This window comes from Mesorhizobium sp. B3-1-6 (genome assembly GCF_006439555.1).
In the GTDB taxonomy this organism is placed as follows: Bacteria; Pseudomonadota; Alphaproteobacteria; order Rhizobiales; family Rhizobiaceae; genus Mesorhizobium.
The window spans coordinates 62249-80037 of the sequence record NZ_VFTM01000015.1; the positions used below are offsets into that span (position 1 = coordinate 62249).

17 protein-coding genes are annotated in these 17789 nt (G+C 64.5%); 8 read left to right on the forward strand and 9 right to left on the reverse strand.

Annotation, left to right across the window (positions count from 1 at the left end; all coding sequences use genetic code 11):
- Nucleotides 1-68 precede the first annotated feature (68 nt).
- Entirely contained in the window at nt 69-1109 is a 1041-nt protein-coding gene (locus FJ414_RS15240; protein ID WP_140645196.1) for an endonuclease/exonuclease/phosphatase family protein, read from the reverse strand.
- A gap of 253 nt (nt 1110-1362) precedes the next feature.
- On the opposite strand from FJ414_RS15240, the gene FJ414_RS15245 reads away from it, so the two are divergent.
- The 5 genes from FJ414_RS15245 (at nt 1363) to FJ414_RS15265 (ending at nt 6629) form a co-directional block, all read left to right on the forward strand.
- On the forward strand, nt 1363-2715 hold the full coding sequence (locus FJ414_RS15245; RefSeq protein WP_140645197.1) for an extracellular solute-binding protein: 1353 nt from the start codon (nt 1363-1365) through the stop codon (nt 2713-2715).
- A gap of 167 nt (nt 2716-2882) precedes the next feature.
- A complete protein-coding gene (locus FJ414_RS15250; RefSeq protein WP_140645198.1) occupies nt 2883-3767 on the forward strand; it encodes an ABC transporter permease subunit in 885 nt (294 codons plus the stop codon).
- Between the two features lie 7 nt (nt 3768-3774).
- Entirely contained in the window at nt 3775-4689 is a 915-nt protein-coding gene (locus FJ414_RS15255; protein WP_140645199.1) for an ABC transporter permease subunit, read from the forward strand.
- 10 nt (nt 4690-4699) lie between these two features.
- Nucleotides 4700-5809, forward strand: a complete 1110-nt coding sequence (gene ugpC, locus FJ414_RS15260) for a sn-glycerol-3-phosphate ABC transporter ATP-binding protein UgpC (protein ID WP_140645200.1) — start codon at nt 4700-4702, stop codon at nt 5807-5809.
- A 22-nt stretch (nt 5810-5831) separates the two neighbouring features.
- Entirely contained in the window at nt 5832-6629 is a 798-nt protein-coding gene (locus tag FJ414_RS15265; protein WP_140645201.1) for a phosphodiesterase, read from the forward strand.
- A gap of 3 nt (nt 6630-6632) precedes the next feature.
- On the opposite strand, the gene FJ414_RS15270 is transcribed toward FJ414_RS15265, so the two are convergent.
- The 5 genes from FJ414_RS15270 to FJ414_RS15290 all read right to left on the reverse strand — a co-directional run bounded on the left by FJ414_RS15270 (nt 6633) and on the right by FJ414_RS15290 (nt 11293).
- A complete protein-coding gene (locus tag FJ414_RS15270) occupies nt 6633-7031 on the reverse strand; it encodes a type II toxin-antitoxin system VapC family toxin (RefSeq protein WP_140645202.1) in 399 nt (132 codons plus the stop codon).
- Nucleotides 7028-7303, reverse strand: a complete 276-nt coding sequence (locus tag FJ414_RS15275) for an AbrB/MazE/SpoVT family DNA-binding domain-containing protein (RefSeq protein WP_140645203.1) — start codon at nt 7301-7303, stop codon at nt 7028-7030. The genes FJ414_RS15270 and FJ414_RS15275 overlap by 4 nt, the downstream gene beginning before the upstream one ends.
- A gap of 158 nt (nt 7304-7461) precedes the next feature.
- On the reverse strand, nt 7462-8544 hold the full coding sequence (locus tag FJ414_RS15280) for an ABC transporter ATP-binding protein (RefSeq protein ID WP_140645204.1): 1083 nt from the start codon (nt 8542-8544) through the stop codon (nt 7462-7464).
- Nucleotides 8541-10115 carry an iron ABC transporter permease gene (locus FJ414_RS15285; protein ID WP_140645267.1) on the reverse strand — a complete coding sequence of 525 codons (1575 nt, stop codon included), beginning with the start codon at nt 10113-10115 and terminating at the stop codon, nt 8541-8543. Before FJ414_RS15285 ends, FJ414_RS15280 begins: the two co-directional genes overlap by 4 nt.
- Before the next feature lie 176 nt (nt 10116-10291).
- On the reverse strand, nt 10292-11293 hold the full coding sequence (locus FJ414_RS15290; protein WP_140645205.1) for an iron ABC transporter substrate-binding protein: 1002 nt from the start codon (nt 11291-11293) through the stop codon (nt 10292-10294).
- A 205-nt stretch (nt 11294-11498) separates the two neighbouring features.
- Here FJ414_RS15290 and FJ414_RS15295 point away from each other — a divergent pair, with 205 nt between their 5' ends.
- From FJ414_RS15295 to FJ414_RS15305, 3 genes are all read left to right on the forward strand, one after another.
- Nucleotides 11499-12035 (forward strand): sigma-70 family RNA polymerase sigma factor, encoded by a 537-nt coding sequence (locus tag FJ414_RS15295; RefSeq protein WP_140645206.1) that lies wholly within the window; start codon nt 11499-11501, stop codon nt 12033-12035.
- Between the two features lies 1 nt (nt 12036).
- Nucleotides 12037-12675, forward strand: a complete 639-nt coding sequence (locus FJ414_RS15300) for an NrsF family protein (RefSeq protein ID WP_140645207.1) — start codon at nt 12037-12039, stop codon at nt 12673-12675.
- 166 nt (nt 12676-12841) lie between these two features.
- Entirely contained in the window at nt 12842-14818 is a 1977-nt protein-coding gene (locus FJ414_RS15305; protein ID WP_246672408.1) for a PAS domain S-box protein, read from the forward strand.
- 30 nt (nt 14819-14848) lie between these two features.
- Here FJ414_RS15305 and FJ414_RS15310 read toward each other — a convergent pair whose 3' ends face one another.
- The 3 genes from FJ414_RS15310 to FJ414_RS15320 form a co-directional block, all read right to left on the reverse strand.
- Nucleotides 14849-15727: a 3-hydroxybutyryl-CoA dehydrogenase gene (locus FJ414_RS15310; RefSeq protein WP_140645209.1), complete on the reverse strand. Its 879-nt coding sequence runs from the start codon at nt 15725-15727 to the stop codon at nt 14849-14851.
- Nucleotides 15728-15928: 201 nt separating this feature from the next.
- The gene (locus FJ414_RS15315; RefSeq protein ID WP_140645210.1) at nt 15929-16858 is read right to left on the reverse strand and encodes an electron transfer flavoprotein subunit alpha/FixB family protein; all 930 of its coding nucleotides are present in this window, start codon (nt 16856-16858) and stop codon (nt 15929-15931) included.
- A 23-nt stretch (nt 16859-16881) separates the two neighbouring features.
- Nucleotides 16882-17631: an electron transfer flavoprotein subunit beta/FixA family protein gene (locus FJ414_RS15320; RefSeq protein ID WP_140645211.1), complete on the reverse strand. Its 750-nt coding sequence runs from the start codon at nt 17629-17631 to the stop codon at nt 16882-16884.
- Nucleotides 17632-17789: the final 158 nt, after the last annotated feature.

Consider the following 17789-nt stretch of genomic DNA (forward strand, 5'->3'; position numbering starts at 1 on the left):
CGTGCTTTCCAGGTTGTATTGATGCGCCGGAACGATCTCGGGATCGATTGTGTCGATCCGGCAGGCTGTTACTTCACCCGCACCGTGACCACCAGCGCCTCGTGATCGGCGCTCGGGCTGCCGTCCGGCAACACCGCCGGCAGCGTCGCCGGCGCGCTTGCCGTGAGGCCGCGGGTGAAGAACCAGTCGATATGGCCGGCCGGCGTCAAGTCGCCGACCGCGCGCCGCTGGGTGGGCTTGTCGAAAGCATTGGCCGTCTTCCAGTCGTAGCCATGCCCGGCAAACACCGCGAACAAAGGCTCATGGCGCTCCGGATACATCAGCCGGTCCGGTTCGGCGGCAACGCGCTTTAGCCACGCCGCAGGATCGTCATTGCGTTCCGGGTATGTGGCGGTCAGCGTGTTGAAGTCGCCGCCGATCAGGACCGGCGCCTCCGCGTCATACCTGTCGATGGCGTCGAGGAGATGGCGCGTCTGGTCGGCGCGGCCGGCAGGCGTGGTGCGGTTTTCGAGATGCACCGAAACGACGGTGACCCGATGGTCGCCGACCATCACCTGCCCGCCAAGCGCCATGCGGCCGCCAATGCGCGGCTGGCCGTGCTCCGGCAGGAACCAGGCGCCGGCCGCGTCCAGGCGAATGAGAAAAGGCCGCAGCAGCGGAACGGCACTGGTTACGGCATTGCCATGGAAGCCCTCCGTGTTCTCGGCGCCGCCATTTGCCACTTGCTCCGTCTCATTGCCGGTGCCGAGTTCCAGGAACTCGACGCCATAGGCGTAGGAATGGCCCAGACGATCGGCAAGCCGGCTCAACAGATGGCCGTTGCCGGAGCGGGCCATGCCTTTGTCGACCTCGGACAGCAGCACGACGTCTGGCGCCCGGCCGGCGATCGTTGCGGCGATGGCATCGACATGGCGCAGCCGCTCGACGTTCCAGGCCATGACGGTCAGGCTCCCGCCGACGCTCTCCCGCGTCGCCTGGCCGCCGATCTCGATCTCGCCCAGGGCGGGAACGGCGGCGGCGTGGCGCAGATGGGTGGCGCTGTCGCGCGGTCCGTTCCGCATCGCGTTGCGGGCGGCGACAGGCACGTGCGTGAGCTGCGGGACCAGCATGTCTCTTCTCATCCAGTTAGCCGGTTAATCACGGAAGGCCTTTTCGGCGCTTCGAGGCGCCCTAGCTTCCTAGAGCGCCGATGTGACGTTTTCATGCCGGCGCGACCGCTGCCAGGGGAGAAGAGACTGGCTGTCCACAGGAACCGCTTACCGGTCCAGGGGCCACAACAGAACTGTCACATACCTTCTCTATGAGAGCGGGCAAGGACTTGCGCAAAACCCTTGTCACACTGCCAATCAAGAGGGAAAAACCATGACGATCATCAAGCGGGGCTTTGCCGCCCTTGCCGCCGGCGCGCTCAGCAGCGCGCTCGCGGTTCCTGCTTTTGCGGAGCCGGTCAAATTCGATTTCTGGTTCGGTCTTTCGGGCGATCTCGCCCGCGTCGTCGATACGCTGTGCAAGAACTTCAACGAATCCCAGAAGGACTACGAGGTCGTCTGCACCAGCCAGGGCAATTACGACGCCACGCTGCAGAACACGATCGCCGCCTTCCGCGCCGGCAAGCAGCCCACCGTCGTCCAGGTCTATGACGTCGGCACCGCCACCATGATGTTGTCGGGCGCCTACAAGCCCGCCGACAAGCTGATGGAAGAAAACGGCTACAAGATCGACTACAGCGACTATTTCCCAGGCATCGCGCGCTATTACGCGACGTCGAAGGGCGAGATGCTGTCCTTCCCGTTCAACTCGTCGACCGCGCTGATGTACTGGAACAAGGACGCCTTCGCCAAAATCGGCAAGACCGAGGCGCCGAAGACCTGGGAAGATGTCGCCGCCGACCTCCAGGCCTTGAAGGACGCCGGCTATGATTGCCCGATGGCGATCAACATCTCGGCCAATGAAAGCTGGCAGCTGATGGAGCAGTTCTCGGCGCTGCACAACCAGCCGGTCGCCACCAAGAACAACGGCTATGACGGCCTCGACGCCCGCCTCGAAGTCAACAAGACCAAGTTCGTCCAGTACGTCACCGACCTCAAGAAGTGGTATGACGCCGGCTTGGTCAAGATCAAATCGAAGGATCTCGGCCAGGATATGGTTCAGGCTTTCGCCACCGGCACCTGCCAGCTCATCCTGACCTCGGTCGGCGACCACGGCACGGTCGGCCGCACGCAGAAGGAAGGCATGAACTGGGACGTCGCCGAGCTGCCGGTCTATGCCGGCACCGAGCGCAAGAATTCGCTGGTCGGCGGTGCTTCGCTGTGGGTGCTGTCGGGCAAGTCGGACGGCGAATACAAGGGCGCGGCCGCGTTCCTCAACTTCGTCCACGACCCCAAGACCGCTTTGTTCTGGTCGACCAACACCGGCTACATTCCGGTGACGAAGTCGGGCTTCGATTTCATGAAGTCCAACGGCTTCTACGACAAGGCGCCCTATAAGGGCCGCGAAGTGGCTATCGCCAGCCTGACCGCGTCGGAGCCGACCGACATCACCCGCGGCGTTCGCCTCGGCAACTTCACCCAGATCCGCGCCGAGTTCGGCACGCAGATGCAGGCGATCTTCGCCAACAAGGTCAGCGTGCAGGAAGGCCTCGACGCGCTGGTCAAGAATGGCGACGCGATCCTCGATCGCTTCCAGCAGACCTATCCGGGTAAGACCCTGCCCTGATCCCGGATACTGGAACGGCCGCCCGCCGAGCATCGACGGGCGGCCATTTCATATGGGTTTTTGATTTACGCATGTCTTTGTCCCGAAACCGGTTCCCACTTTCGGGAGACATGCTTTAGTCTTGTGCCGCGAGAGCGGGTTGGCGGTTCAACGACATCGGCGGATCGATGGAAAAACGCGTCACTTTCAGCAAATGGACGATCGGCATCCTGTTCGCGGTGCCGCAGCTTTTCCTGATCTTCACCTTCTTCTACTGGCCGGCCGGGCAGGCCGTGTACTGGTCGCTGACGCTGCAGCAGCCTTGGGGCGGCGGCAATATCTGGGTCGGGCTCGACAATTTCCGCTCGATCCTGTCCAACGCCAGCTACTGGGACTCGATCACCGCCAGCATGATCTTCGCCGGCATCAGCACGGGTCTGGCGATGACAATCGCGCTGGTGCTCGCCGCCTTGACCGACCGGCAACTTGCCGGCTCATGGCTGTATCGCGTGGTGCTGATCTGGCCCTACGGCATCGCCGCGCCGGCGCTTGCGCTGGCATTTCGCTTCATCCTGGCGCCGGAAGCCGGCTTCATGGCCGTCGTCAACCGAGTCTGGCCCGGTTTCTGGGACCCGGGCCTCGACGGCGCCGACGCCATGGCCTCGATCATCATTGCCTTTTCCTGGAAATATGTCGGCTACAATTTCATCTTCTTCCTCGCCGCCTTCCAGGCGATTCCGCGCTCGCTGATCGAGGCGGCGGCGATGGACGGCTCCGGCGTCATCAGGCGCTTCTGGGATATCCAGTTCCCGCTGATCACGCCGACGATCTTCTTCCTGCTGGTCATCAACATCACCGAGAGCTTCCAGGACTCCTTCGGCATCGTCGACATCATGACCTCCGGCGGCCCGGCCAACGCCACCAATCTGATGGTCTACAAGATCTATTCCGACGGCTTCAAAGGTTTGGATTATTCAGGCGCCGCCGCGCAGAGCATCATCCTGATGCTGCTGATCATCGCCCTTACCATCGTTCAGTTCCGCTTCATCGAGCGGCGCGTGCATTACCGGTGAGGCGGCCATGGTCGAGCGCACCCCGATCCTCAATTTCTTCACGCATCTGATCCTGTTCGCCGGCTTCGTATTCTGCGTGGCGCCGTTTGCTATTGTCGCGATCGCCGCCTCGCACAATCTGAAAGACGTCAACGACGTGCCGATGTCGCTGCTGCCGGGCAGCGATTTCTGGGTCAACATCAAGACGGCGTGGACGACCGCCGATCTCGGCCCGAAGCTGCTCAACTCCTTCATCATGGCGTTTGGCGTAGCCGCCGGCAAAGTGATCATCTCGGCGCTGACCGCCTTCTCGATCGTCTATTTCCGCTATCCCGGCCGCATGCTGATGTTCTGGCTGATCTTCATCACGCTGATGCTGCCGCTCGAGGTGCGCATCGTGCCGACCTACGCGGTGGTCGCCAACGTGCTCGAGCCCTATCAGGCGATCATGGACCTGACCGGCCTCTCCTGGCTGATCGAAAAGGTCTCGGGCGTGCAGGTTTCGCTCAGCCTGGGACTGCTCAACTCCTATAGCGGCCTGATCCTGCCGCTGGTCGCCACCGCCACCGGCACGTTCCTCTACCGCCAGTTCTTCCTGACCGTGCCGGACGAGTTGACCGAGGCGGCCCGTATGGACGGCGCCGGCGCGCTGCGCTTCTTCGTCGATATCCTTCTGCCGCTGTCGCGCAACAACATGGCGGCACTCGGCACCATCATGTTCCTGTGGGCCTGGAACCAGTATCTGTGGCCGTTGCTCATCACCACCGACCAGTCGCATGCGATGGCGGTGACCGAGCTGAAGCAGCTCATACCCAATGTCGGCGGCGCGCCGGAATGGCATATCGCAATGGCCGGCACGCTGATCGTCATGCTGCCGCCGCTGATCGTCGTGGTCTTGATGCAGCGCTGGTTCGTGCGCGGCCTGATCGCCACCGAAAAATAGGGAGACAAAAATGGCCTCCATCACCATTCGCGGCGTCAAGAAGAACTACGCCAAGACGCAGGTCGTGCACGGCGTCGACCTCGACTTCGCCTCGGGCGAATTCGTCGTCATCCTCGGGCCGTCCGGCTGCGGCAAGTCCACGCTGCTCAGGATGATCGCGGGACTGGAAGAGATTTCCGACGGCACGATCGCGATCGACGGCACGGTGGTCAACAAGCTCGAGCCGCGCGAGCGCGGCTGCGCCATGGTGTTCCAGAATTACGCGCTCTATCCGCATATGAGCGTGGCACAGAATATCGGCTATTCGCTGAAGGTAGCCGGCGTTGCGTCGGCCGAGCGCGCCCAGCGCGTCCAGGCGGTGGCGCGCGTCCTGGAGCTGGAGCACCTGCTCGACCGCAAGCCGATGGCGCTCTCCGGCGGCCAGCGCCAGCGCGTCGCCATGGGCCGTGCCATGATCCGCGAGCCGAAGGTGTTCCTCTTCGACGAGCCGCTCTCCAACCTCGACGCCAAGCTGCGCGTGCAGATGCGCTCCGAGATCCGCAAGCTGCACCGGCGCCTCAGCGCCACCTCGGTCTTCGTCACGCATGACCAGGTCGAGGCGATGACGCTGGCCGACCGGCTGGTGGTGATGAATGGCGGCCGCGTCGAGCAGGTCGGCACGCCGGCTGAAGTCTACAGCCGGCCGGCAAGCCGCTTCGTCGCCACTTTCGTTGGCGCGCCGGCGATGAACATGCTCGAAGGCACCGTCACGCTCGACGGGCTGTCATTGCTCGGCGGCAGCCGCAAGCTCAATGTGTCGCGCACGGGCGTTCCCGTGGGCGCGAAAGTCGCGGTCGGGATTCGGCCGGAGGCTGTGCGCATGGTGGCGCCGGGCACGCCGGGAGCGCTCGCGGCGACTGTCGATCTCATCGAAGAGTTGGGTGCCGGCCGCGTCGTCTATGTCGATCTCGACGGCGCGCCGTTCTCCATCGTGACGTCGGAGACCGTCCACCCCGAACCGGGCAGTACGATCGGCCTGCAGTTCGCCGAATCGGACCTGCACTTCTTCTCCTCGGAGACGGGTGGCAGGCTCGACGTGTTCAAGGCCTCGGTGCCGGAACCGGCTCCGGCGACGTTGTGAATTTGATTTGAGGGTTCATGCAATGAAAATCATCCAGGTCACCGACGTCCATCTCGGTCGTCGGCGCGAGATACGCTACGGCGCGAACCTGAATGAACGACTCGATCGATGCATCGATCATATCAATCAACGTCACAGCGATGCGACGCTCTGCATCTTCACCGGCGACCTGACCGATGACGGAGAGGCCGAGAGCTATGCCGACCTGAAGGCGGCGCTGAGCCGGCTCACCGTGCCTTACCGTCTATTGCCCGGAAACCACGACCGGCGCGCCAATCTCATCGCCGCCTTTCCCGAGAATGGAACCGACGGCAACGGCTTCGCGCAGTCGGTTTTCGACACGCCGGAAGGGCGGCTGGTTTTTCTCGACAGCCTGGCGGAAGGCCGTGTCACCGGCGAGTTGTGCGACAACCGGCTTGCCTGGCTCGATGCACGGCTTGGCGAGGCCGCAGGCAAGGCGGCCTATATCTTCCTGCATCATCCGCCGGTAGAACTCGGGCTCACGCTGCTCGACCCGCTCGGCCTCGAACAGCCGCAGCGGCTACTCGATGTGCTGACCCGCCACGGCAATGTCCGCTACATCTTCTTCGGCCATGTCCACCGCGACATAGCCGGCACCGTCGCCGGCATTCCCTTCTCGGTGCAGCGCGGCCTGCATGCCCGCTTCATGCTCGATCTCGTCGGCGACGAGGTCGTCGAGCAGGCGCCGCCCGCCTATTCGATCATCCTGATCGATAGCCAGCGCGTCGTCATCCACAGCTGCGATTTCCTCGAGCAATGGCCGCTATGGTCGCCGGCGACGGGGCAGCGCGTACGGTAGAAATCACCCGAGCAACAGTGTGGGCGTTCCCTGCCCATCGACCAGCTTTACCGCTTTCCTATCGAAGGACACGAAGGTTTCGCCACCGAGCCACTGACCGTCGAACGCGATCACGCCATCCGCGAAATCTCCACCAGCGTCGAGCACAGCCAGGCCCGCTTCGATCGTTGGTCGGTTGGCTACGACGTTGCGCATATCGAGGATGCGGCGGATCGAAGCGGATATATCCGGCCGCGTAACCCGGTAACTTCTATCCAGCACCCAAACAAACTCGCAGAGCGCTTGAACGCTGATCGCGACCAACTCGGCCCCTTCCAGGGTCTCGGCTGCTGTCCGTTGCTGCGCTTCGTCGTCTCCGACAACAAGGCGCAACAGCACGTTGGTGTCGAGGTTGATCTTCACTTGCGCTCGATTCCGCGCATCCCGCTCGAAGCACCGGCGCCGGCGATCGCATCGTTGATCTCCTCGATCGAAAGCCGTGCGCCGTTCGTTTTGCCCTTGAGCATCCCGCTCAGCTCTTGCCACGAGCCCTTGCCCTGGTCAGCTTTCAGCTCCGCCCGTCCACCAGGCAGAAGATCAAGCCTGATCTTGTCGCCGGGCTGGATGCCAAGGTGCTTGAGCACGTCCTTCCGGAATGTGACCTGGCCCCGTGCGGTAACCGTCAATGTCGTCATGATGTGGCCTGCTAGAGTGGTTCACCGTTTCACGGAAACGGCGAACCGCTCTATCTCCTTCTTTTGTCGCAATTCCTGACGGAAAACCGCTCACACTTTTCCTGGAATTGCTCAAGCGCTAAAAATAATGCAATATTGCATTATTCTCAAGACGGAGATCAAGCAAAGACATGCGCCTTGCCGGTGAAGGTGAGGCGCACGATCTCGCCTACAGCCGGCGCGTCCATGCCTGTCCTGCGCAGAATGAGCGGCGTGTTGCCGATGGCGGCGGCATCGGGCGGATCCGGGCTGTTGAGCAGCCGCACCGCGACGGTGCAGACCGAGCCGGCGAACTCGCAGTCCGTCACTTCGCCGAACAGCATGTCCGGCGTGCCGGACATGCCCTCGCGCGAGGTCCGCTTGAGCAGGACCTGCTCGGGCCGCAGCATGACGCGCGCGACATCGCGCCGTTCCTTTGTGTCGACCGCGATGCGGCCGAGCCGCGACACGGCAAAACCGTCCGCGATCCTCGCCGGCGCGATGATGGCGTCGCCGAGGAACTCGGCGACCATCCGGTCCCTGGGCTGGAAATAGAGCTCGCGCGGGGTGCCGACCTGCGAGAACAGGCCGTCGCGCATCACTGCCACCTGGCTGGCGAAGGAGAGCGCCTCGGCCTGGTCGTGCGTGACCAGTATGGTGGTGATGCCCGCCTCTTCCAGAAGCTCGGCCACCGCCTTGCGCATCGACGCGCGAAGCCCGGTGTCGAGCGCCGAGAACGGCTCGTCGAGCAGCATCAGCCTGGGCTTCATGGCCATGGCGCGGGCAAGCGCCACGCGCTGCTGCTGGCCGCCGGAAAGCTCGTGCGGCCGCCGCTTCAGGATCGCCTTGTCCAGTCCGACGATGTAGGCGAGCTCGACGATATGCTCGGCTCGTCTATCGGCATTCCGCGCGATGCCGAAACCGATATTGTCGGCGATGGTGAGATGCGGGAACAGGGCGCCGTCCTGCGCGACGACGCCGATGCCGCGCCGATGCGCCGGCACGGCCGCGCCGCCATTGGCGAGCACCTTGCCGTCGAGCGCGATGCGACCGCGGTCCGGCGCCTCGAAGCCGGCGATCAGCCTGAGCAAGGTGGTCTTGCCGCAGCCGGACGGCCCGACGATCGCGGTGCGGCTGCCGCTCTCGACAGCCAGGTCGACGCCGGCGAGCGCCGTCACCGGGCCATAATTCTTCGCGACGCCACTGAGTTCGAGAAAGCTCATCGTCCCGCCATCCGCTTCGATTGGACGTAGAGCCACCAGGTCATCGGCAACGACATCGCCACCATGATCAGCGCGTAAGGGGCGGCGGAGGCGTAGTCGATCTCGCCGCTGTAGGACCAGAAGGCCATCGCCAGCGTGCGGGTGCCGTTGGGCGCCAGCATCTGGGTGGCGGTGAGCTCGTTGGTGATGCCGAGCGCCACCATCGCCATGCCGGCCGCCGCACCCGGCGCCGACAGACGGATGGTCGTCGACCACAGCGCCTTGACCGGCGGACGGCCGAGGCTGGAAGCGGCGCGCTCCAGCTCCACCGGCGCCTGCGCGATCGAGGCGCGCAGGCTTATCAGCGCGCGCGGCAGGAACATCAGCGCGTAACCGAACAGGATGGTGAACAGCGTCTGGTAGAGCGGCAGCGCGACGCGCACGGTGATCGTCACCAGCGCCAGCGCGATGACCACGCCCGGCAACGCGCCGACGATATAGTTGCAGCTCTCGAGCAGTCGCTGCAGCCGTCCCGGCGCGCGGATCGAGATCCAGGCCATCGGCATGGCGGCGATCGTTGCAAGCACCGCGCCGGCGATGGCGAGGAACAGCGTCTGGCCGAGCGCCAGGCCGATCTCGTCCCAACGCCAGACTTCCGTGCCGCCGGCGATCAGCCAGCGGCTGACCGTGACGAAGGGCACGCCGAGCGACAGCAGCGCGACGCCCGCCGGCAAAAGCAGGCAGGGCAAGGTGGCGCGGCCGAGGCGAGCGCGCTGCTGCTGGCGCGCGGCGCCGGAACCGACGCGGGCATAGCGCTCCTCGCCGCGTATCGTCACCTCAAGAGCGAGCAGGAAAAGGCAGCAGACCACCAGCACGGCGGCCAGCATGTTGGCCGCCGGACCGTTGAAGGTCGACTGGAACTGGTCGACGATCGCGGTGGTGAAGGTATCGAAACGGATGAAGACATAGAGGCCGTATTCGGCCAGAAGATGCAGGCCGACCAGCAGCGAGCCGCCGCAGATGGCGAGCCTGAGCTGCGGCAGCACGACGCGCGCGAAAACCCGCCAAGGATCAAGACCAAGTGCCGCGGCCGCGTCCTCCAGCGCCGGATCGAGCCGGCGCAGCGCGGCGGCGATCGGCAGATACAGGAACGGGAAATAGGCGATGACGGAGACCAGCACGCCGGCCCACAGCCCGTGCAGGCCCGGAACGAAGCTGATCCAGGCATAGCTGTGCACGAAAGCGGGAATGGCGAGCGGCGCGACCGAAAGCCACGACCACCAGCGGTTGCCTGGCAGGTCGCTGCGCTCGGTCAGCCAGGCCAGCGCCACCGAGAGCACGATGGCGATCGGCACGGCGACAACGACGAGGAGCACCGTGTTGACCAGCAATTCGCCGACGCGCGGGCGGAAGATCAGCGCCACCACGGTGTCCCAGCCGGTCTGGATCGCCACCCAGACGATGAAGGCGAGCGGCAGCAGCGCGATAAGCGCGATCAGAGCGGCGGCGAGCGTGATCCACGAGATGGACCGGTGCTTCTTCATCCCGGCCGCCGGCAGTCTTGCCGGCGTCATGTCGATCGCCGACTGCATCAGGCAGGCCGCTGCGCCGCTGCCGCCGGGCGGCGGACGCGATCTGATACGCCGCGCGAGCGGCTCGAAGCGCAGTCGACTGTCATCGACGAAGCCATCTCCAAACAAAAAACGCTCCCGAGGAAGGCGAATTGCCGCGGGAGCACGGTCGTTTGCCCTTTTAGGACCAACGCGAACTAAAGCAAGCCGGCTTGCGTCATCAGGTCGATGACCTTCTTGGAATTCAGCGTCGCCGGATCGACTTTCGGCGCCTGCAGGTCGGGGAGCGGCACCAGCTTAGGGTTGGATTCGGCACCCTTGCCGACTGCATATTCATAGGACGTGCCGGTCTTCAGCACGTCCTGGCCGCCCTTGCCGGTCACCCACTTCAGGAAGGCCTGGGCTTCCTTCGGATGCTTGCTGGAAGCCAGCACGCCGCCGCCCGACACCGAAACGAAGGCGCCCGGGTCCTGGTTCTTAAAATAGTGCAGGGCGACATTCCCGCTGTTTTCACCGGTCTTGGCCTGATCGCCGAAATAGTAATAGTGGTAGATCACGCCGCCATCGATCTCGCCGGCATTGACCGCCTTCATCACCGTCGAGTTGCCCTTGTAGGCGGTGAAGTTCGCCTTCATCGCCTTCAGCCAGTCGGAGGTGGCGGCTTCGCCCTTGATCTGCAGCAGCGCGCTGACGATGGCCTGGAAGTCGGCGCCGGACGGCGAAGCGGCCCAGCGGCCCTTCCAGCTCGGATCGGCAAGATCGAGCAGCGACTTGGGCAACTGGTCTTCCTTGAGCTTGTCCTTGTTGTAGGCAAAGACGGTGCTGCGGGCGGCGACGCCAACCCACTTGCCGCTCGACGGCTGGTATTCCTGCGGAACCTGCGCCAGCGTATCGGCGTCGACCGGCGCGAACAGGTCGGCCGCCTCGACCAGCGCCATGGCCGGCGAATTCTCGGTCAGGAACACGTCGGCCGGCGAGGCCGCGCCCTCGGCGACGATCTGGTTGGAAAAATCGCTGTCGCCGCCGTTGCGCAGCGTGACCTTGATGCCGGTTTCCTTGGTGAAGCCCGCCGCCCATTCCTTGGCGAGGCTCTCATGTTGGGCATTGTAGACGATGATGCCTTGATCCTCGGCCATGGCCGGGGCGGCGATCAGGCCGAGCGCCAGCGCGGTGGCGAGCGTGGAAAGGGCAATCTTCATGGGCATCATCCTCAAATCTGGAGACAGGGTTCGGGCACGGCTGCACCTATCAATACCTGATTATTGTAGTCAACATTGTGACCCTGCTTCAATCGGTCGCCGTGCCGCAAACTTTCGTGATTTTGCGGTAGTTTGGCTTGGACATTATTTCGCCGGCCACGTAACAAACCAAGGCCGAGACGCGAACATCTGGGGGTAAACTCTTGTGACCGGCAAGGACGAGGCCGAGGTTTCCCGGCTGCTCAGGGCCGCGATCGGTGGAGACGAAAGGGCTTATGCCGACTTTCTGCACCGGGTCGCCACCCTTGTTCGCGGCTTTGTCCGGCGCAAAATCGTTCAGGGCGGGGTCGACCCCGAGGATGTCGTGCAGGAAACATTGCTGGCCATTCATGTGAAACGCCACACTTGGCGGCCGGATGCGCCGGTGTTGCCCTGGATCTATGCGATCGCCCGCTTCAAGCTGATCGACGCGTTCCGCAGGCGCGGGCGGCGCATCGAGGTCGAGATTGACGAGATCGCCGAAACCTTCGCCGAGCCGGAGACGGAGACGGTGAGCGAGCGCGATATCAACCGGGCGCTCGACGGGTTGCCGCCCGCGCAACGCTCGGTCGTCTCCTCGATCTCGGTCGACGGGCAGTCGATCGGCGAGACGGCGGCCAAGCTCGGCATCAGCGAGACGGCGGTGCGGGTGTCCCTGCATCGCGGCCTCGCGGCGATCGCCAAAAGATTCGGACGACAGTGACATGAGGACCGAGGATCTCATCAAGGCGCTCGATGCCGATGCCCGCGACAAGGCGATGCCGATGGGCAAGGCCTGGTGGCTGGCGGTCGGCGTGGCCGTGGTGATCGCGGCGGTGGTTTTCTTTGCGACCATCGGGCCGCGCCCCGACATCATGCTGGCCATGCACACGATGCGCTTCATGTCGAAATTCCTGTTCACGCTGGTGCTTGCGGTCAGCGCCTTCGCGCTGATCCGCGCGCTGTCGATGCCGGGTGCTTCGACCAGGCGGGCAATGGCCTGGATGATCGCCGCGCCGCTTCTGGTCGTGCTGGCCGTGATCCTCGAGCTATTTGTCGTGCCCGAGGCCGATTGGGGCAAGCGGCTCGTCGGCACGAACATGATGATCTGCATGAGTTTCATCCCGCTGATCGGCATCGGTCCGCTGGCGATCTTCCTCGGCATGCTGCGTTACGGGGCGCCGACGCGGCCGGTGCTTGCCGGCGCCGTCGCCGGCCTGCTCGCGGGCGGGCTCGCGGCAACCTTCTATGCCGCGCATTGCTTCGACGATTCACCGCTCTTCGTTGCCACCTGGTATACGGTCGCGATCGCCTTCCTGACGCTGCTCGGAGCCATCGGCGGCCGGCTCTTCGTGCGCTGGTAGCCGCCGCACACCGATCCTATGATACGGTTTGGAAACAGTACCTTAAGCATGCCGGCAATTGTTTGCCGGTTAGCGGAGTGATCGCCAGCGTCCACGCAACCATTCCTTAAAACCGATCCGCCAGGGTTGTGGCAACGTGCAGTTGCGTGTTGGGTGGGATCGCATCGTGGCGTGGTTGAACTGGAAAGGGCTCCGTGCCGACAGGCACGCTGCGCAGGGTCTGCTGGCGGTCGGCCTGGTTGCCACCGCCGTGTCGATCCTGCTGCCGCGCCTTGAACTGGGCGCCGACGCGCTGAGGCTCTGCCTGCAGATATCCGTCGCCATCACCGCCGCGACGCTGTTTTTGTCGGCGCTGTTCATTCACCGCATCGTCGACGATCGCCGGCAGATAGCCGAGAGCGAGCAGCGCTTCCGCCGCGCCATGGAGGATTCGGCGATCGGCGTCGCCATTGTCGGCCTCGACGGTCGCATCCAGCAGGCCAACCCTGCCTTCGCCGCCATGCTCGGCTACAGCCGCGCGGAGATCGAGGCGCTGACCTTCTCGCAGATCACACATCCGGACGATCTTTCGATCGGCCGCGAGACGATGATGAACGTGCGGAAAGGCCGGATCAGCTCCTACCATTTCGAAAAGCGCTACCTCAGGAAAGACGGGACCCCGGTCTGGGCGCAGCTTGCCGGCTCGGTCATCCGCGACGAGGACACAGGCAAGCCGCTTTATCTGGTGTCGCAGATCGAGGACATCGACGCCCGCAGGCAGGCCGAGGCGCGCATCGCCGAGGCCGAGACTCGATGGAATTTCGCGCTCACCAGTGCCGGGCAGGGCATCTGGAGCCTCGACATGCGCAAGGGCGGCACGACCTATTCCGAAACCTGGGTGAAGATGCTGGGCTATGCCGACGGTGAGCTCGACGGCGACCCCGACCGCTGGCTGACGATGATCCACCCCGACGATCGCGAGCGCGTCGCCGAGGCGGATCGCGCGCACCTTGCCGGCGAGACGGCCTTTTTCGAGGCGGAGTTCCGGATGCGGCACAAGGACGGCCACTGGGTCTGGATCCTCGACCGCGGCAAGGTGATCGAGCGTGACGGCGAGGGCCGGCTGATCCAGGCCATCGGCAGCCTGACCGATATCACCGAGCGCAAAGAGGCCGAGGCGCGGCTGATGGTCTCGGCGGCGATGCTGGCCGACGAGAAGGAACGTCTCAGGGTGACGCTGCAGTCGATCGGCGACGCGGTGATCTGCACCGATGCCGCCAATCGCGTCACCTTCATGAACCCGGTTGCCGAAAAGCTCACCGGAGTTGACGTTGGCGAGGCTATGGGCAAGGTGCTCGGCCATGTTTATTGGGCGGTCGACGAGGAAAGCGGGCAGAGGATCGGGCTGACGCGCCCTTCGACGAGCGAGCGGCCGCACTGCGACCAGAACACGCGGGCTGTCCTTGTCCGGCGCGACGACACGCGCTGCAGCATCCGCCAAGTGGTATCGCCGATGATGAACGACCGCGACGAGTTCTGCGGCCTCGTCATCGTGTTCCAGGATTTCACCGACGCGCGCGCCCTGCAGCGCCAGCTGGCCTACGCCGCCGCCCATGACGCGCTGACCGGGCTCGCCAACCGCTCGAGCTTCATCCGCACTATGGAGGAACTTGTCGACCAGTGCCGTCTCAATGGCGGCGAGCATCAGTTCATGTTCGTCGACCTCGACCACTTCAAGGCGGTCAACGACACTGGCGGCCATGCCGCGGGCGATGCGCTGCTCAAGCGCGTGGCCGACACCCTGCGCAATGTGCTTGGCCCGGAAGACATCGTCGCGCGGCTCGGCGGCGACGAGTTCGCCGTCATCCTCAAATCGGGTGCCGCGGCGCGCGGGCCGATCGCGGCGCGCTCGGTCATCGACGCCATCCGCAACCTCAATTTCAGCTGGGACGGGCGCCCGCATTCGATCGGCGCCAGCATCGGGCTCGCGCCGATCCGCGCCGGTTGCGGCGAAGTGGACGAGATCATCGCCCGCGCCGACGCCGCCTGCTATGCCGCCAAGGCGGCAGGACGCGGCTGCGTTTCGGCGGCACCCGACGAAGTTTCGTCCGAGGATGTTTCGAAAGGTGGCGTGCGGCTTCCGCCGCTTGCTGCGGCCTCCTGAGCCGCGCCGAAAGGGTTCAGCCGGCGAAGATCAGCGCGTCGGCACCGGATGGTCGCCGCGATAGTCGTAGAAGCCGCGGCCGGTCTTGCGGCCGAGCCAGCCGGCCTCGACATATTTCACCAGCAGCGGGCAGGGGCGGTATTTCGAATCCGACAGGCCCTCATGCAGCACCTGCATGATCGACAGGCAGGTGTCGAGGCCGATGAAGTCGGCAAGCTGCAGCGGTCCCATCGGGTGGTTGGCGCCGAGCCGCATGGCGGTGTCGATGGCATCGACCGTGCCGACGCCTTCGTAGAGCGTGTAGATCGCCTCGTTGATCATCGGCAGCAGAATGCGGTTGACGATGAAGGCCGGGAAATCCTCGGAAACGGTGATCGTCTTGTCGAGGTGCTTCACATAGGTCTTGGCCGCCTCGAAGGTCTGGTCCTCGGTGGCGATGCCGCGCACCAGCTCGACCAGCTTCATCACCGGCACCGGGTTCATGAAATGTATGCCGATGAAGCGCTCGGGACGATCGGTCTGGGCGGCAAGCCGGGTGATCGAGATGGACGAGGTGTTGGTCGCCAGGATCGCTTCCGGATTGAGCTGCGGGCAGAGCTGCGCGTAGATCTTGCGCTTGACCGTCTCGTCCTCGGTCGCCGCTTCGATCACAAGGTCGGCGGTGGCGAGGTCGGCCATGGCCGGGGCGGCGGAGATGCGCGCCATCGCTTCGTTGCGCGCCGTCTCCTCCAGCTTGCCGGAACCGACCTGGCGCGCCATGTTGCCGCTGACGGTGGCGATGCCCTTCTCGATCCGGTCGGGCGACACGTCGTGGATCAGGACCTTGTAGCCCCCGAGCGCCGAGACATGGGCGATACCGCCACCCATCTGACCCGCGCCGACAATGCCGATCGTCTCGATCTTGCTCATTACCCCGATCCCGTCCTGAGCATTTCCGCTTCTTTGAAGCGCGGAAACGCTCCTATTTGTTTATTTCCTGCAATCCGGACGCAAAACCGCCGGATTGGCTTCAGGCCTCGATAGCCCGCTTTTTGTGCAGTGCAAACTAAAAGGGCGGGGCGACTTCGTCTACCCCACCCTTCGGATTTTAATATGCCGGAACCGGCTGCGTCAAAGCGCCTTTTGCAGCTCCGGCAGGATGACGAAGAGATCGCCGACCAGGCCGTAGTCGGCAACCTGGAAGATCGGGGCTTCCTCGTCCTTGTTGATGGCGACGATCACCTTCGAATCCTTCATGCCGGCTAGGTGCTGGATGGCGCCGGAGATGCCGACGGCGATGTAGAGGTCGGGCGCGACCACCTTGCCGGTCTGTCCGACCTGCCAATCGTTCGGCGCGTAGCCGGCGTCGACCGCGGCGCGGGAGGCGCCGACGGCGGCGCCGAGCTTGTCGGCGACCGGCAGGATGACTTCCTGGAACTTCTCCGAGGAGCCGAGCGCGCGGCCACCCGAGATGATGATCTTGGCCGAAGTCAGTTCCGGCCGATCGTTCTCGGAGAGCTTGTTCTCGACGAAGGAGGAGAGGCCCGGATTGGCGGCGGCGTTGGCCGTTTCGACCGAGGCCGAGCCGCCTTCCGGCGCGGCCGAGAAGGATGCGGTGCGCACAGTGATGACCTTCTTGGCGTCGGTCGACTGCACGGTCTGGATGGCGTTGCCGGCATAGATCGGCCGCTTGAAGGTGTCGGGCGAGACGACCTCGATGATCTCGGACACCTGGGCGACGTCGAGAAGGGCGGCCACGCGCGGCGCGACGTTCTTGCCCGACGAGGTGGCGGGCGCGACGATCGTGTCGTAGCCGCCAGCCAGCGAGACGACGAGAGCCGCGGTCGGCTCGGCGAGGCGTTCCGAAAGCTCGTCGGCCTCGGCGAGCAGCACCTTGCGGACGCCCTTCAGCTTGGCGGCGGCGTCGGCGGCAGCCTTGGCGCCCTTGCCGGCCACCAGCACGTCGACATCGGAGCCAATCTGCAGCGCGGCCGACAGCGCCTTGGCGGTCTGGTCGGAAAGACTTGCGTTGTCGTGTTCGGCGATGAGGAGAATTGCCATTTTCTTTATCCTTTCCTGACCGCTCAGAGCACGCCGGCTTCGTTCTTCAGCTTCTCGACGAGCTCGGCCACCGACTTCACCTTGACGCCCGCCTTGCGGCCGCTCGGTTCCTCGGTCTTGATCACCTTGAGGCGCGGCTTGACGTCGGCGCCGTAGTCGGCCGGGCTCTTCTCATCGAGCGGCTTCTTCTTGGCCTTCATGATGTTGGGCAGCGAGGCATAGCGCGGCTGGTTGAGGCGCAGGTCGGCGGTGACGATCGCCGGCATCTTCAATTCCACCGTCTGCAGGCCGCCGTCGACTTCGCGCGTCACCTTGGCATGATCGCCTTCGAGCACGATCTTGGACGCGAAGGTGCCCTGCGACCAACCAAGCAGCGCCGCCAGCATCTGGCCGGTCTGGTTCGAATCGTCGTCGATCGCCTGCTTGCCGAGGATGACGAGGCCGGGCGCCTCGGCCTCGACCACGCCCTTCAGCACCTTGGCGACGCCCAGCGGCTCGGTCTGCTCGTCGGTCTTCACCAGGATGGCGCGGTCGGCGCCCATGGCGAGCGCGGTGCGCAGCGTCTCCTGCGCCTGCTGCGGGCCGACCGAGACGACGATGATCTCTTCCGCCTTGCCGGCTTCCTTGATGCGGATGGCTTCCTCGACCGCGATCTCGTCGAACGGGTTCATCGCCATCTTGACGTTGGCAAGCTCAACGCCCAGTCCATCGGCTTTCACCCGGACCTTGACGTTGGCGTCCACAACCCGCTTCACGGGCACAAGGATCTTCATTTTCCTGTCACCTCTCCTGAGATAGTCGGGGCGCTATACCAGCGTGCGCCCTGTCAGAGTTGTCGAAAGCCGACATTACGGGCGGAATATCCGCCCAACGGTGCCGTTTCCGTAGTGGCGGCAAATCGGCGCGTCAATATCCCACGACGCACCCAAAT